The sequence below is a fragment of the Comamonas sp. wu1-DMT genome, assembly GCF_040187805.1.
GTDB classification, from domain to species: Bacteria; Pseudomonadota; Gammaproteobacteria; order Burkholderiales; family Burkholderiaceae_C; genus Comamonas; species Comamonas thiooxydans.
Window position 1 is genome coordinate 70,404 of the sequence record NZ_JBANEM010000016.1, and the last position, 12,113, is coordinate 82,516.

At 63.1% G+C, this 12,113-nt stretch carries 10 protein-coding genes; 7 read left to right on the forward strand and 3 right to left on the reverse strand.

The annotated features are described in order from the left end of the window. The first annotated feature begins 24 nt into the window (after positions 1 to 24). Positions 25 to 909 carry a LysR family transcriptional regulator gene (locus V8Z78_RS20475; RefSeq protein ID WP_039049892.1) on the forward strand — a complete coding sequence of 295 codons (885 nt, stop codon included), beginning with the start codon at positions 25 to 27 and terminating at the stop codon, positions 907 to 909. Between the two features lie 152 nt (positions 910 to 1,061). On the opposite strand, the gene parC is transcribed toward V8Z78_RS20475, so the two are convergent. Genes parC through V8Z78_RS20490 form a run of 3 tightly spaced genes read right to left on the reverse strand, consistent with a single transcriptional unit; the run spans position 1,062 to position 6,384 of the window. Next, positions 1,062 to 3,452 carry a DNA topoisomerase IV subunit A gene (gene parC / locus V8Z78_RS20480; RefSeq protein ID WP_349732022.1) on the reverse strand — a complete coding sequence of 797 codons (2,391 nt, stop codon included), beginning with the start codon at positions 3,450 to 3,452 and terminating at the stop codon, positions 1,062 to 1,064. A 40-nt stretch (positions 3,453 to 3,492) separates the two neighbouring features. Next, on the reverse strand, positions 3,493 to 4,359 hold the full coding sequence (locus tag V8Z78_RS20485; RefSeq protein ID WP_349732023.1) for a lytic transglycosylase domain-containing protein: 867 nt from the start codon (positions 4,357 to 4,359) through the stop codon (positions 3,493 to 3,495). 54 nt (positions 4,360 to 4,413) lie between these two features. Continuing rightward, complete coding sequence (locus V8Z78_RS20490) at positions 4,414 to 6,384, reverse strand: DNA topoisomerase IV subunit B (protein ID WP_003064589.1); 1,971 nt, start codon at positions 6,382 to 6,384, stop codon at positions 4,414 to 4,416. Positions 6,385 to 6,804: 420 nt separating this feature from the next. Here V8Z78_RS20490 and V8Z78_RS20495 point away from each other — a divergent pair, with 420 nt between their 5' ends. From V8Z78_RS20495 to V8Z78_RS20520, 6 genes are all read left to right on the forward strand, one after another. Next, on the forward strand, positions 6,805 to 8,001 hold the full coding sequence (locus V8Z78_RS20495; protein ID WP_034392076.1) for an MFS transporter: 1,197 nt from the start codon (positions 6,805 to 6,807) through the stop codon (positions 7,999 to 8,001). A gap of 16 nt (positions 8,002 to 8,017) precedes the next feature. Then, the gene (locus tag V8Z78_RS20500; RefSeq protein ID WP_003057673.1) at positions 8,018 to 8,149 is read left to right on the forward strand and encodes a hypothetical protein; all 132 of its coding nucleotides are present in this window, start codon (positions 8,018 to 8,020) and stop codon (positions 8,147 to 8,149) included. Between the two features lie 42 nt (positions 8,150 to 8,191). Then, complete coding sequence (locus V8Z78_RS20505; protein ID WP_280031884.1) at positions 8,192 to 9,004, forward strand: SDR family oxidoreductase; 813 nt, start codon at positions 8,192 to 8,194, stop codon at positions 9,002 to 9,004. A gap of 81 nt (positions 9,005 to 9,085) precedes the next feature. Beyond that, positions 9,086 to 9,679, forward strand: coding sequence for a class I SAM-dependent methyltransferase (locus V8Z78_RS20510; RefSeq protein ID WP_502878867.1), 594 nt, complete (start codon positions 9,086 to 9,088; stop codon positions 9,677 to 9,679). A gap of 35 nt (positions 9,680 to 9,714) precedes the next feature. Then, positions 9,715 to 11,355: a DUF7822 domain-containing protein gene (locus V8Z78_RS20515; RefSeq protein ID WP_349732025.1), complete on the forward strand. Its 1,641-nt coding sequence runs from the start codon at positions 9,715 to 9,717 to the stop codon at positions 11,353 to 11,355. Between the two features lie 23 nt (positions 11,356 to 11,378). Next, positions 11,379 to 11,864: a DUF6630 family protein gene (locus V8Z78_RS20520; RefSeq protein ID WP_349732026.1), complete on the forward strand. Its 486-nt coding sequence runs from the start codon at positions 11,379 to 11,381 to the stop codon at positions 11,862 to 11,864. Positions 11,865 to 12,113 lie beyond the last annotated feature (249 nt).

The following is a 12,113-nucleotide window of genomic DNA, read 5'->3' on the forward strand; positions in this document are numbered from 1 at the left end:
ATCTTCCATCTTAAAATCAGATAGATGAGCATATCCATGGATCAACTGGAAGCATTCGTCTCGGCGGCAGAAAAAGGATCGTTTTCTGCCGCCGGACGAGCTTTGCGCAAGGCGCAATCAGCCGTCAGCACCCAGGTTTCAAACCTGGAAACGGATCTTGGGGTGATGCTGTTCAACCGTTCCGGGCGCAACCCCTCGTTGACGGCTGCGGGCGAGCGCCTGCTGGCTGAGGCCAGGCTGATCCTCGATCGCCGCGAACACCTCATTGGGGTTGCGGCGAGCTTCGAGGCGCATGTTGAAAAGCGCCTTGTCGTAGCCATCGACGAGCTCTACCCGGAGCATGTGCAGGGAGAGCTATTCGCCGAGTTCGCGAGCCTCTTTCCCCATGTCGAACTGGAGTTGCTGTTCCCCATGATGGAGGATGTCAGCAATATGATTCTTGATGGAAAAGCGGATATCGGAGTGATGTGGCGCCAGGAATCGCTGCCCGCAGAACTTGGCTTTCACACTATTGGCTGGGTACCGCTCAAACTGGTTTGCGGAAGCAACCATCCGCTTGCGCACACCGTTGTCGACTGGGAGGAGCTCAAGCGTCACCGCCAAATCATGGTGACCCTGAGGTCCGAGGGAACCGAAAAGCACCGCCTTCGCGTCGCTGCCGAGGTCTGGTGGGTCGAAAGCCATTGGGTCATCCTGCAAATCCTCAAGCAAGGAATTGGCTGGGCACTGATCCCTGATCACATCATCGCGCGCTCGCCTATCGCCAAGGACCTCGTCATGCCAGCGCTACGATTCGACGAAGGGGCGCACCCAGTGGCCTTGGAGCTGGTTTGGCACAAGCAGCGGCCCAGCGGGCCCGCGGCCACATGGCTGCGCGAGAGATTTGCGGCAACGAAGATCTATACGTGACAATTTCCGAGAAAGATCGAAGCGATACCGTTGACGGCTTCGACACAAACGTCCGCCACGGATCGTTCTCTGCCATTCCTTCTTCAAGCCCGATCAAAAAAAAACCGCTCCAGCAAAACTGACGCGGTTTTTTTCATGGGCGTATCGATCACCTATTCCACACGCGTCACCGCCTGGGGCTTGAAACCCAGGTCGGCGGCCTTGCCCTTGCGGCCGCGGTTGCCACGGGCGTTGTTGAGGCTGCGGATCTCCAGCGTCTCGGTACGCGCCTTGCCGCCACGCCCCACACCATCCAGGCGGATGCTGCGCGTATAGGCGGCCGCGCCGGCCAGTTGATCCTTGTCTTCCAGGCTGATCAGCATCAGGCCGCGCCCGCCCTTGGGCATGGCCTTGAGCTCTGCGATCTCGAAGGTCAGAATGCGACCGCCCACCGAGGCGCAGATCACATGGCTGGCGGGGTTGAGCAGACCTGCTCCCTGCTCGCCGCCTTCCACATACTCGGCACGCGCATTCATGGGCACGCCATGCACCACCGAAGGTGCGCACAGGGTCTCGCCCTCGCCCAGCGTGACAAAGGCCTTACCGGCCTTCTGGCGCGAGACCATATCGCCCACATTCGCCGTGAAGCCATAGGCGCCCGAGCCCGAGAGCAGCAGCTGCGTGCTTTCGCTGCCGGCAAAGTAGTACAGCAGCTGGGTACCGGCTTCGAGTTCGATCATCGTCGTCACGGGCTGGCCGTCGCCGCGTCCGCCCGGCAGGGCCGATACCGGCACCGAATAGACCCGGCCGTTGCTGCCAAAGGCCAGCAACTGATCGACGGTGCGGCACTCGAACGTGCCGTAGAGGCTGTCGCCGGCCTTGAAGCTCAGCGTGGCAGCGTCCACACCATGGCCTTGGCGCGTGCGCACCCAGCCTTTTTCGGAAATGATCACGGTCGTGGGTTCATCCACCACCTTGACCTCGGCCACCACCTTTTTCTCCTCGTGGATCAGCGTGCGACGGGCATCGCCGAAGGTCTTGGCATCGGCCTCGATTTCCTTGCAGATCAGGCGGCGCATGGTCGCTTCGCTGCCCAGGATGTCCTCCAGCTTGCCCTGCTCGCTGCGCAGCTCCTTGAGCTCCTGCTCGATCTTGATGGCCTCCAGGCGCGCCAATTGACGCAGACGGATTTCAAGAATGTCCTCGGCCTGACGCTCAGAGAGATTGAAGGCGTCGATCAGGGCCTGCTTTGGTTCATCGCTGGCGCGGATGATGGCAATGACCTTGTCGATATTGAGCAGCACGGCCTGACGGCCTTCGAGGATGTGGATGCGATCGAGCACCTTCTCCAGCCGGTGCTGGCTGCGTCGCGTCACGGTCTGGAAGCGGAAGGCAATCCACTCCTCCAGCATCTGGCGCAGCGACTTCTGCACCGGGCGGCCATCGAGGCCGATGCTGGTCAGGTTGATCGAGCTCGAAGACTCCAGGCTGGTGTGGGCCAGCAGCGCCGTGATCAGCTCCGACTGCGGAATCTTGCCGGTCTTGGGCTCGAACACGATGCGCACCGGCGCATCCTTGCTCGACTCGTCGCGCACGCAGTCCAGCACGGCCAGCATGCTGGCCTTGAGCTGGGTCTGCTCCTGGCTCAGCGCCTTCTTGCCGGTCTTGACCTTGGGATTGGTGATGTCCTCGATCTCTTCGAGCACCTTCTGGGCCGACACGCCGGGCGGCAGCTCGGTCACCACCAGTTGCCACTGGCCGCGTGCCAGCTCTTCGATCTTCCAGCGCGCACGCACCTTGAGACTGCCACGGCCCGTGCGGTAGGCATCGGCAATATCGCTGCTTGATGAAATGATCTGGCCGCCGCCCGGATAGTCGGGGCCGGGAATCAGCGCCAGCAGCTCTTCCTCAGGCAGTTGCGGCTTCTTGATCAGGGCCACGCAGGCCGCTGCCACCTCGGGCAGATTGTGGCTCGGGATTTCCGTTGCCAGACCCACGGCGATGCCGCTGGCGCCATTGAGCAGCGAGAACGGCAGACGCGCCGGAAGCTGCTTGGGCTCCTGAGTGCTGCCGTCGTAGTTGGGCACAAAGTCCACGGTGCCCATATCGATTTCGTCGAGCAGCAGGCCGGTGATCTTGGACAGGCGCGCCTCGGTGTAACGCATGGCCGCTGCGCCGTCGCCGTCGCGGCTGCCGAAGTTGCCCTGGCCGTCGACCAGCGGATAGCGCTGATTGAAGTCCTGGGCCATGCGCACCAGTGCGTCGTAGGCCGACTGGTCGCCGTGCGGGTGAAAGCGGCCCAGCACGTCGCCAACGACACGGGCGCTCTTGACCGGCTTGACCGCCGTATTGCCATTCGGGCCGCTATAGCCCAGACCCATGCGGTCCATGGCATAGAGGATGCGGCGCTGCACGGGCTTGAGGCCATCGCTGACATCGGGCAGGGCACGACCCTTGACCACCGACAAAGCGTATTCGAGATAGGCGCGCTGTGCGTATTGACCCAGGTCCAGTGCATCGCCAGCGGCTTGTTGAGACAAATCCAGTGTGGTTTGATCGCTCATGAATTCTTTGTGATTTTCCAAATTGCGCCGATCCGGCGACTCAAGGTATTTGCGCGTCCGCGGCCGCAGAGGCCGCGCCCGGCAGAGTCATGCGTATGCGGGAGCCGCCGCGGCCAGCCGAGCCGGCCGCAGCCAGCCGGCCGCTCAGGGGCCGGGCTGCCTGCAACTGCTCGTAAATGCCCGTGACGGCCTTGACGTAATTCATTGTTTCTTTGTAGGGCGGAATCGCCTTGCCAAACTTCTGCACCGCACCTTCGCCTGCGTTATAGGCGGCCAGCACCAGATCGAGCCGGCCCGGGAACAAGTCCATCAGATAGCTCAGATAGCGCGCGCCGGCAGGCACGTTCACGGCCGGGTCGGCCAGTTGCTGCTGCATGCTGCGCTTTTTGCTGGCCGACACGCCAAAGCGCTCTGCCGTGGCCGGCATCAGCTGCATCAGACCGACGGCGCCCTTGGGCGAGACGGCCTGGGCATCAAAGCCGGACTCCACGGCGATCACGGCCTTGATCAGGTCGTAGTCCACGCCGGTTCTCTCGGCCGCCTTCTGCAGATGCGGCCTCACGCTCTTGTAGCGCGGCGAGACCTCGAAAAAGCTCTGCATGCGCGTGCGGGCGTTGAGCCCCTCGGCCGCCGAATCCGGCTTCAGTTGCAGACCCGGCTGGCTGCTGTCGTAGAGCTCGCCCTTGAAGAACAGCTTGTAGCGTTCGTCCAGCGCCTCGGCCGCAAAGTGCGTGACCCCGAATTCGTCGACATAGGCCCAGAGATCGGCATGCGCCGCCGGCACCAGGGCCAGCCAGCCCAAGCCCGCCAGCAGGGCCGCCACCACCGCACGTCGCAAACGCACAGACGCGAACCCGCCGCGCGCAGGCGGCTGGCTGGGTGAGGCATCGAACATGGGCTTGTGCATGGCTGGCTCCATCGACCGCTGGTGAGCGCTAGTGCAGACGTTGGCAACGCCCGCCTAGATATCGACCTCCACGGCATCGCCATGCAGCTCCATCAGCTCGCGGCGGGCGGCGGCTTCGCCCTTGCCCATGAGCTTGGTGACCACGGCCTCCGACTGTGCAAAGTCCAGATTCATGAACTGCACCGGCAGCAGACGACGCGTATCGGGGTTCAGCGTGGTTTCCCACAGCTGTTCGGCATTCATCTCGCCCAGGCCCTTGAAACGGCTGACCTGGCATTTCTCGCGCGGCACGCCGTCCTTGGCGCATTTTTCGATGATGGCATCGAGCTCGCCCGCATCGAGCGCATAGACCTTGATGGCGGGCTTTTTGCCGCGCGCCGGCACGTCCACCCGGAACAGCGGCGGCAGCGCCACATGGATGTGGCCGGCTTCGATGAGCTTGGGGAAATGCTTGAAAAACAGCGTCAGCAGCAGCACCTGGATGTGCGAGCCGTCCACGTCCGCATCCGAGAGAATGCAGATCTTGCCGTAGCGCAGACCGGACAGATCGGGCTCGTCGTTGGGGCCATGCGGGTCCACGCCGATCGCCACCGAGATATCGTGGATTTCGTTGTTGGCGAACAGCCGGTCGCGGTCCACCTCCCAGGTGTTGAGCACCTTGCCGCGCAGCGGAAGGATCGCCTGGGTTTCCTTGTCGCGGCCCATCTTGGCGCTGCCGCCGGCAGAGTCGCCCTCGACCAGAAACACCTCGTTGACGGCGATGTCCTTGCTCTCGCAATCGGTCAGCTTGCCGGGCAGCACGGCCACGCCGCTGCCCTTGCGCTTTTCCACCTTCTGGCCGGCCTTCTGGCGGGTCTGGGCGGCCTTGATGGCGATCTCGGCCAGCTTCTTGCCCCAGTCCACATGCTCGTTGAGCCACAGCTCCAGCGCCGGGCGCACAAAGCCCGAGACCAGGCGCACGGCATCGCGCGAATTCAGGCGCTCCTTGATCTGGCCCTGGAACTGCGGGTCCAGCACCTTGGCATTGAGCACATAGCTGGCGCGCGCAAACACGTCGTCAGGCATGAGCTTGACGCCCTTGGGCAGCAGCGAGTGCATGTCGATGAAGGCCTTGACGGCCTGGAACAGGCCGTCGCGCAGGCCGCTGTCATGCGTGCCGCCCGCCGTGGTCGGAATCAGGTTGACATAGCTTTCGCGCAGCGGCGCACCGTCTTCGGTGAAGGCCACGCACCAGGCCGCGCCCTCGCCTTCGGCAAAGCTGTCGTTGTTCTTGTCGGCAAAGCCCTCGCCCTCGAACAGGGGGATGACGGGCTCGCCATGCAGGCTCTGCGCCAGATAGTCGCGCAGACCGCCCTTGAACTGCCAGCTCTGGGTGTCACGCGACTTTTCATTGATCAGCGAAACGGCCACGCCGGGCATGAGCACGGCCTTGCTGCGCAGCAGATGCACCAGCTCGCCCATGGGCAGGGCCGAGGATTCGAAGTATTTGGCATCGGGCCAGGCACGTACCGTCGTGCCCTGCTTGCGCTCGCCGGCCTGCAGAGGGCGCACCTTGAGCGGCTCGATCACATCGCCGCCCGAGAACACCAGCGTGGCCACCTGGCCGTCGCGGTGCACCTGCACCTCCAGACGTGTGGCCAGCGCATTCGTCACCGAGACGCCCACGCCGTGCAGACCGCCCGAGAAGCTGTAGGCGCCGCCATTGCCCTTGTCGAACTTGCCGCCCGCGTGCAAGCGCGTGAAGACCAGCTCCACCACGGGCGCCTTTTCCTCGGGGTGCAGACCGAAGGGAATGCCGCGCCCGTCGTCCTCCACGCTGTAGGAGCCGTCGGCGTGCATGGTGAATTTGATTTTCTTGCCGTAGCCGGCAAGCGCCTCGTCGGCCGCGTTGTCGATCACCTCCTGCAGGATGTGCAGGGGGTTGTCGGTGCGCGTATACATGCCAGGACGCTGTTTGACAGGCTCCAGACCCTTGAGAACGCGGATCGAGCCTTCGGAATATTCGTTGGACGGTTTGACTGCCATGGGGGCGGATTGTAGTAGCCTCTCCGAGTGAGAGCTGGATAAATTCACAGTTGTTTACTCCCAATACTCTTGCACAAAGCCCGAACATCTGTCTTGGCAACGTGTTTTTACCGGGTCTTCATCGCTGCGGACACTCTGAAAACAATAGCATTTACCGCTTGCCATTCATGCGTTATGGATAGTTTCAAATCGATATCCATTACGCAGATTGCGCAAAGCGCTCACTTTTTATTTTTTTTCTGCCCGGCTGCGGCTCCCGCGCCGCAGCTTGCCGGTCACGCATTCTGGCAGGGCAGCCTGCCACGCATGTGACGGCCTGTGCAGGCGCAAAACAGCTTGTTTCGTTAAAGTGGCAAGTTGACCGCACCCCAAGCCTTTTTTCGCACACACGGCATGACTACAAAGACAACTCAAGCCCCCATGTCCATGGCGCAGATTCTTCTGTGCGGTGGCGCCATCGTCACGCTCTCCATGGGCATACGCCACGGCTTCGGCCTGTGGCTGCAACCCATTACCCAGGAGATGGGCTGGACGCGCGAGAACTTCTCCCTGGCCATTGCCGTGCAGAACCTGTCCTGGGGCATCTTGGGCATCTTCGTCGGCATGCTGGCCGACCGCATCGGCGCCTTCAAGGTGCTGATCGGCGGCTCCATCCTCTATGCCCTGGGCCTGGCCGGCATGGCGCTGTCCCCCGATGCCACCGTGTTTTTGCTGACCGCCGGCGTGCTGATCGGCGCGGCCCAGGCCGGCACCACCTATGCCGTGATCTACGGCGTGCTGGGCCGCCAGATTCCGGTGGCGCGGCGCAGCTGGGCCATGGGCGTGGCCGCGGCGGCAGGCTCGTTCGGCCAGTTCTTCATGGTGCCCGTGGAGGGCAAGCTGATCGCGCAGTTCGGCTGGTCCAATGCCTTGTTGATACTGGCGCTGTTCGCGCTGCTGATCGCCGCCCTGGCCTTTGGCCTGCGCGAGCCGGGCTTTGGCGGCAGCACGCCCATCAAGCGCGAGCAGACCGTGGGCCAGGCGCTCAGGGAAGCCTGGACCTACCCCAGCTTTCTGCTGCTGATGGCGGGCTACTTTGTCTGCGGCTTCCAGGTCATGTTCATCGGGGTGCACATGCCCAGCTATCTGAAGGACTTCGGCATGGCGCCCCATGTGGCCAGCTATTCGCTGGCACTGGTCGGCCTGTTCAATATCTTCGGCACCTATCTGGCCGGCAATCTGGGCCAGAAGCTGCCCAAGCGCTACCTGCTGTCGGGCATCTACGGTCTGCGCTCGGTGGCCACCGTGGCCTTTTTGCTGGCACCGCTGTCGCCCTGGTCGGTCTATGCCTTCTGCGCCGCCATGGGCTTTCTGTGGCTGTCCACCGTGCCGCTGACCAATGCCACCATCGCCCAGATCTTCGGCGTGCAGCATCTGTCCATGCTGGGCGGCTTTGTCTTTTTCAGCCACCAGATCGGCAGCTTCCTGGGCGTATGGCTGGGCGGCTATCTCTACGATATCAACGGCAACTACGATATGGTCTGGTACATCTCGATTGCCCTGGGCATTTTTGCCGCCATCGTCAACCTGCCCGTGCGCGAGGCAGCCATTGTGCGCCGCGCGCCCAGCGCCGCCTGATACCGGAGACACCACCATGCAGCTCAAACTCTGGCAACGCATCTCCATCTGGTGTGCCGTACTCGTGCTGCTGCTGGCGGTGTTTGCCCTGTATCTGCAACCGGAATTCATGCTCACACTCGCAGACCAGGTCTGGGCCTGCTTCTGAGCTCTTGGGCAAGCTGCCCGGGCGGCATGGCCGGGAGAGAGCATGGCCCGCATCATCATCACCGGAGCCTCGGACGGCATAGGCGCCGAAATGGCCCGCCAGCTGGCGCAAACCCATCAGAGTCGGCTGCAGCTGACGCTGGCCGCACGCAATGCAGGCAACCTGCAGGCCGTGGCAGAACAATGCCGGGCCCTGGGGGCGCAGGTGCTGACAGTTCCCACCGATGTGAGCGAAGAGGCCCAGTGCCGCGCGCTGATCGACGCAGCCGTGCAGCAGTTTGGCGGGCTGGACGCCCTGATCAACAACGCCGGGGTCTCGGCCCATGCGCTGTTCGAACAGGTCAGCGCACAAGACCTGGGCTGGTATGAGAGGTTGATGCGCATCAACCTCTGGGGCAGCGTCTGGTGCACCCACGCGGCGCTGTCGCACCTCAAGACCAGCCAGGGCTCCATCGTCGCCGTGTCTTCGCTGGCCGGTCTGATCGGCGTGCCGGGTCGCACGGCCTACAGCGCCAGCAAGTTCGCCATGGCCGGCTTCTTCGAAGCCCTGCGCATCGAGCTCAAACCCGCCGGAGTGAGCGTGACCACGGCCTACCCCGGCGTGGTGGATACGCGCATCCGCTACCACGGCTATAACGCCAGAGGCGAGGCCGCAGGCGTCAGCGGCCTCAAGGAAGACGGCGCGATGACGGTGGCCGAATGCGCGCGCCTCATACTCGACGGCATGAGGCGCCGCCAGCGCGAGGTGGTGATGACGGGCAAGGGCAAGCTGGGCCGCTTCATCAAGCTGATCGCCCCTGGCATGGTGGAAGACATGGCCCTGGCCGTGCTCAAGGACGATGTGAAACCGCACTGAGCCGGCGCGAGCTGCTGCCGATGCAGCGACGCACGGGCCATGCAAGGATTTGGCTGCGGGCACTGCTATAGTTTTCGCAAGATGACCAGCAACACCCAGCCACCCACACCCGCCGCCATTCCTGCGATTGCCGCCAGCCACTGCGCGCCGGCGCCCTCCGCCTGGATTGCCCGCTTTGCCCATCTGCTACGCCCGCAGGGCTCTGTACTGGATCTGGCCTGCGGCATGGGTCGCCATACCCGTTTCCTCTCGGCCTTGAATCACGCGTTGACCAGCGTGGACAAGGCGCCGGAAGCGACCCGGTCCGTGGCGGATATCGCCGAGACGATTACCGCCGACATCGAGAACGACGCCTGGCCGCTGACGGGGCGCAGCTTTGATGGCGTGGTCGTCACCAACTATCTGTGGCGACCGTTGTGGCCGCTGATTCTGGCCAGCGTCAAGCCCGGCGGCGTGCTGCTCTACGAAACCTTCACCCAGGGCAACGAGGCCTATGGCAAGCCCTCGCGCCCGGACTTCCTGCTGGCGCCAGCCGAGTTGCTGCAGGTCTGCGCAGGCTGGAACATCGTCGCCTACGAGCACGGCCTGCTGCACCAGCCCGAGCGCGTGGTTCAGCGCATTGCCGCCATCAGGCCCGATGGCCCGGCCGCGCCTGCCGCATTGCTTCAAGCCTGACGCCCTTCTTCTGCATCCACATCTGCCCGACCGCCATGCCCGCCTACGCCCTGCTGCTTGCCCACGACGAACACCCCAGTGCCTCGACAGAGTGGCCTGCAGAGCCCGGCGGCAGTTGTGACGGCTGGGCCGAATGGTTCAGCAGCACACCGCTGTTGTTCAGCGTGCTGCTGGGCGATGCGCGGCATCTGCCCGAACTGGTTCCCTGCAGCGCCTACCAGGACAAGCAAAGCCTCTCGGCCCTGGCCGCACCCATGGAGCAGGTCCGGGCCCGCTGGCAATGGCTCAAGAGCGTGATTGAGCCACTGCCCGCAAAATGCCCTATGCATTGGCCCGACTCCGTCAAGAAGCAATGGCAGCACATCGATCACACCATCAGCACCAGCACGCGCCAGTGGCTGCTGCTGGACTGCGCCACGCTATGTCCGCATGACTTTGACGAAGCGGAGTTCACGACCTTTTTGCAGGCACAGCGCGAGCTATGCCGGCAATGGAGCTGCAGCGGCGGCGAGCTGCCCGAATCCCTGCAGGCCTTGAAGCGGGCGCCGCAATCCCATCTGGGATGGTGGAGCGATTCGGTCATTGCACGCACCGAGGTGATCGAGCAGCAAAGCGAAGAAGACTGGCCCGCCTGGCTGGCCGATCACTACGAGCCGCGCCACCATGGCGCCTGGGACGAAGCGACCGAAAGCTATTACGTCATGCCCAAGCTGCACCCGCGCACGGGCCTGAAGCCACAGAACGAAGCCGAGCGCGACCACTGGCCTGTGGGCATGGTCACGCCCTATGGCCGCTGGCTTCAGCGCCCCCTGGAAGGCGCGAGCATGACTTTTGTCTCTGGCGAGCATCTGAGCGTGCACTATCCCGAGACCACGCCGGGCGAAGGCGCGAGGTCCGGCATCAAGGATTTGAACGGCATCTGGCTGGTATCGCCCTCCGAGGGCTATCGCGACGCCTATGCCGTCACGCCCCATGTGATGGCCTGCAGATCACCGAGGCAGGAAAACATGCAGGACCTGCGCAACCTGCCCGGCCTCGCGTTGCTGCACGAAGGGCTCAGCAGCATCGACTACAACGAGGAGCAGGACGAATTCATCCGTGTCGAACAAGGCTCTTATGGCGACTCGCGCCAGCTGCTGCTCAAGCCCGACGGCCACCCTGTGTTTGATGCGGGCCGCTATGAGCACATCAACGACTTCAGCGCCAAGACAGAACTGGCCGTCGCCTGCGTCCGGGAACCCTTTGTCAACGAGCAGGGCGAACAGGAGCACCGCATCCTCGAAGGCGTGATTGACATCCGCGGCCAGGAAATCATCCCCTGTCAGTTCAAGACCATAGAGCGCGGCTTCAGCAGCTCGCCCCCCAAGGTATTTCCCGGTCGCAAGCTTCTGGCCATCACCGAAAAAGGCGAGCCGCGCATCTTCAACACCAAAGGCAAGCTGCTGGCCGCCCCTGATATCTGGTGCCCGCCGCTGAACTGCAGTCCGAAGAAAAATGAACTGCTCACCTTTGTGGGCGAAGGGCCGGAGGCCGAACTGGTCATGTTCTCTATCCAGGATTTCAGCATCACCCGCACCGGAGAAACCTGGGAGGACTACCGTAACGCACTGCGCGGCATGTTCAAGGGCCTGGGTGGCGACACCCCCGAAACCACGACCATGACCGCGCGGAACTGATAGAGGCAGAGGATGGGGCCTGGATGCAGGATATATCGCGCATCCTCTGCCTGAATGACGAAAGCCGGACCGCAGAACTGCTGCAGCAATGGCGCGACTGCGTGGCGGCACCTGATCCTGACGACATGGGCTGGGACGAAGATGACGAGATCGACCCCGATGTCATGCATCTGCCCGCTGGTGAAAACGCGCTGACCCTGTACTGGGTGCATCTGCTTGCCGTTGCCAGTCAGTTCGCCCGCTTTGACTGGAAGGATGCCGACGGCATTGCGAACACGCGCTGGCTTCCCGGCACCGATGACTGGCAGTGGGACACGCCCGCTGACGGTGTTGAATCGGGCCTGGAGCATATGGCCGAGCATCTGGCCGGCCGCCAGCTGGCCCTGATCAAGCTGGCCACCGATGACGACAGCCTGCGCGTGACCGTGGTGCGCTCGGCAGATGCCGAGGACTTCATGGAGCGACTGGCGCAGGCCCATATCAGCGCCTGGAACTACAGCGCGAACTGAAGCGATGCCGGCGGGGCAGGAACCACGGTCGCCGGGCCTGCCTGCAGGCTTTGAGGAAAACGGCCGGGCCGCATTGAGCAAAACTTGCAAAGCCGCCAGATTGCAGCTATGCCGTCCGAAACAAAGCCACGATCAACGAACAATATGACGCACAGAAATTAAATATTTCGTCATTTCGTCATTTATCAACAACACTTCGACAAAAACAGAGTTTTGCTAGACACTGTTGATCGCAAACCACTGCCTGCA

Excerpts from the sequence above, each read along its gene's own strand:
- V8Z78_RS20500 (WP_003057673.1), top strand. The coding sequence starts at position 8,018 with ATGCAGCTCAAACTCTGGCAACGCATCTCCATCTGGTGTGCCGTACTC.
- parC (WP_349732022.1), bottom strand. The coding sequence starts at position 3,452 with ATGAGCGATCAAACCACACTGGATTTGTCTCAACAAGCCGCTGGCGAT.
- V8Z78_RS20505 (WP_280031884.1), top strand. The coding sequence starts at position 8,192 with ATGGCCCGCATCATCATCACCGGAGCCTCGGACGGCATAGGCGCCGAA.
- V8Z78_RS20485 (WP_349732023.1), bottom strand. The coding sequence starts at position 4,359 with ATGCACAAGCCCATGTTCGATGCCTCACCCAGCCAGCCGCCTGCGCGC.
- V8Z78_RS20490 (WP_003064589.1), bottom strand. The coding sequence starts at position 6,384 with ATGGCAGTCAAACCGTCCAACGAATATTCCGAAGGCTCGATCCGCGTT.
- V8Z78_RS20510 (WP_502878867.1), top strand. The coding sequence starts at position 9,086 with ATGACCAGCAACACCCAGCCACCCACACCCGCCGCCATTCCTGCGATT.
- V8Z78_RS20520 (WP_349732026.1), top strand. The coding sequence starts at position 11,379 with ATGCAGGATATATCGCGCATCCTCTGCCTGAATGACGAAAGCCGGACC.
- V8Z78_RS20475 (WP_039049892.1), top strand. The coding sequence starts at position 25 with ATGAGCATATCCATGGATCAACTGGAAGCATTCGTCTCGGCGGCAGAA.
- V8Z78_RS20515 (WP_349732025.1), top strand. The coding sequence starts at position 9,715 with ATGCCCGCCTACGCCCTGCTGCTTGCCCACGACGAACACCCCAGTGCC.
- V8Z78_RS20495 (WP_034392076.1), top strand. The coding sequence starts at position 6,805 with ATGTCCATGGCGCAGATTCTTCTGTGCGGTGGCGCCATCGTCACGCTC.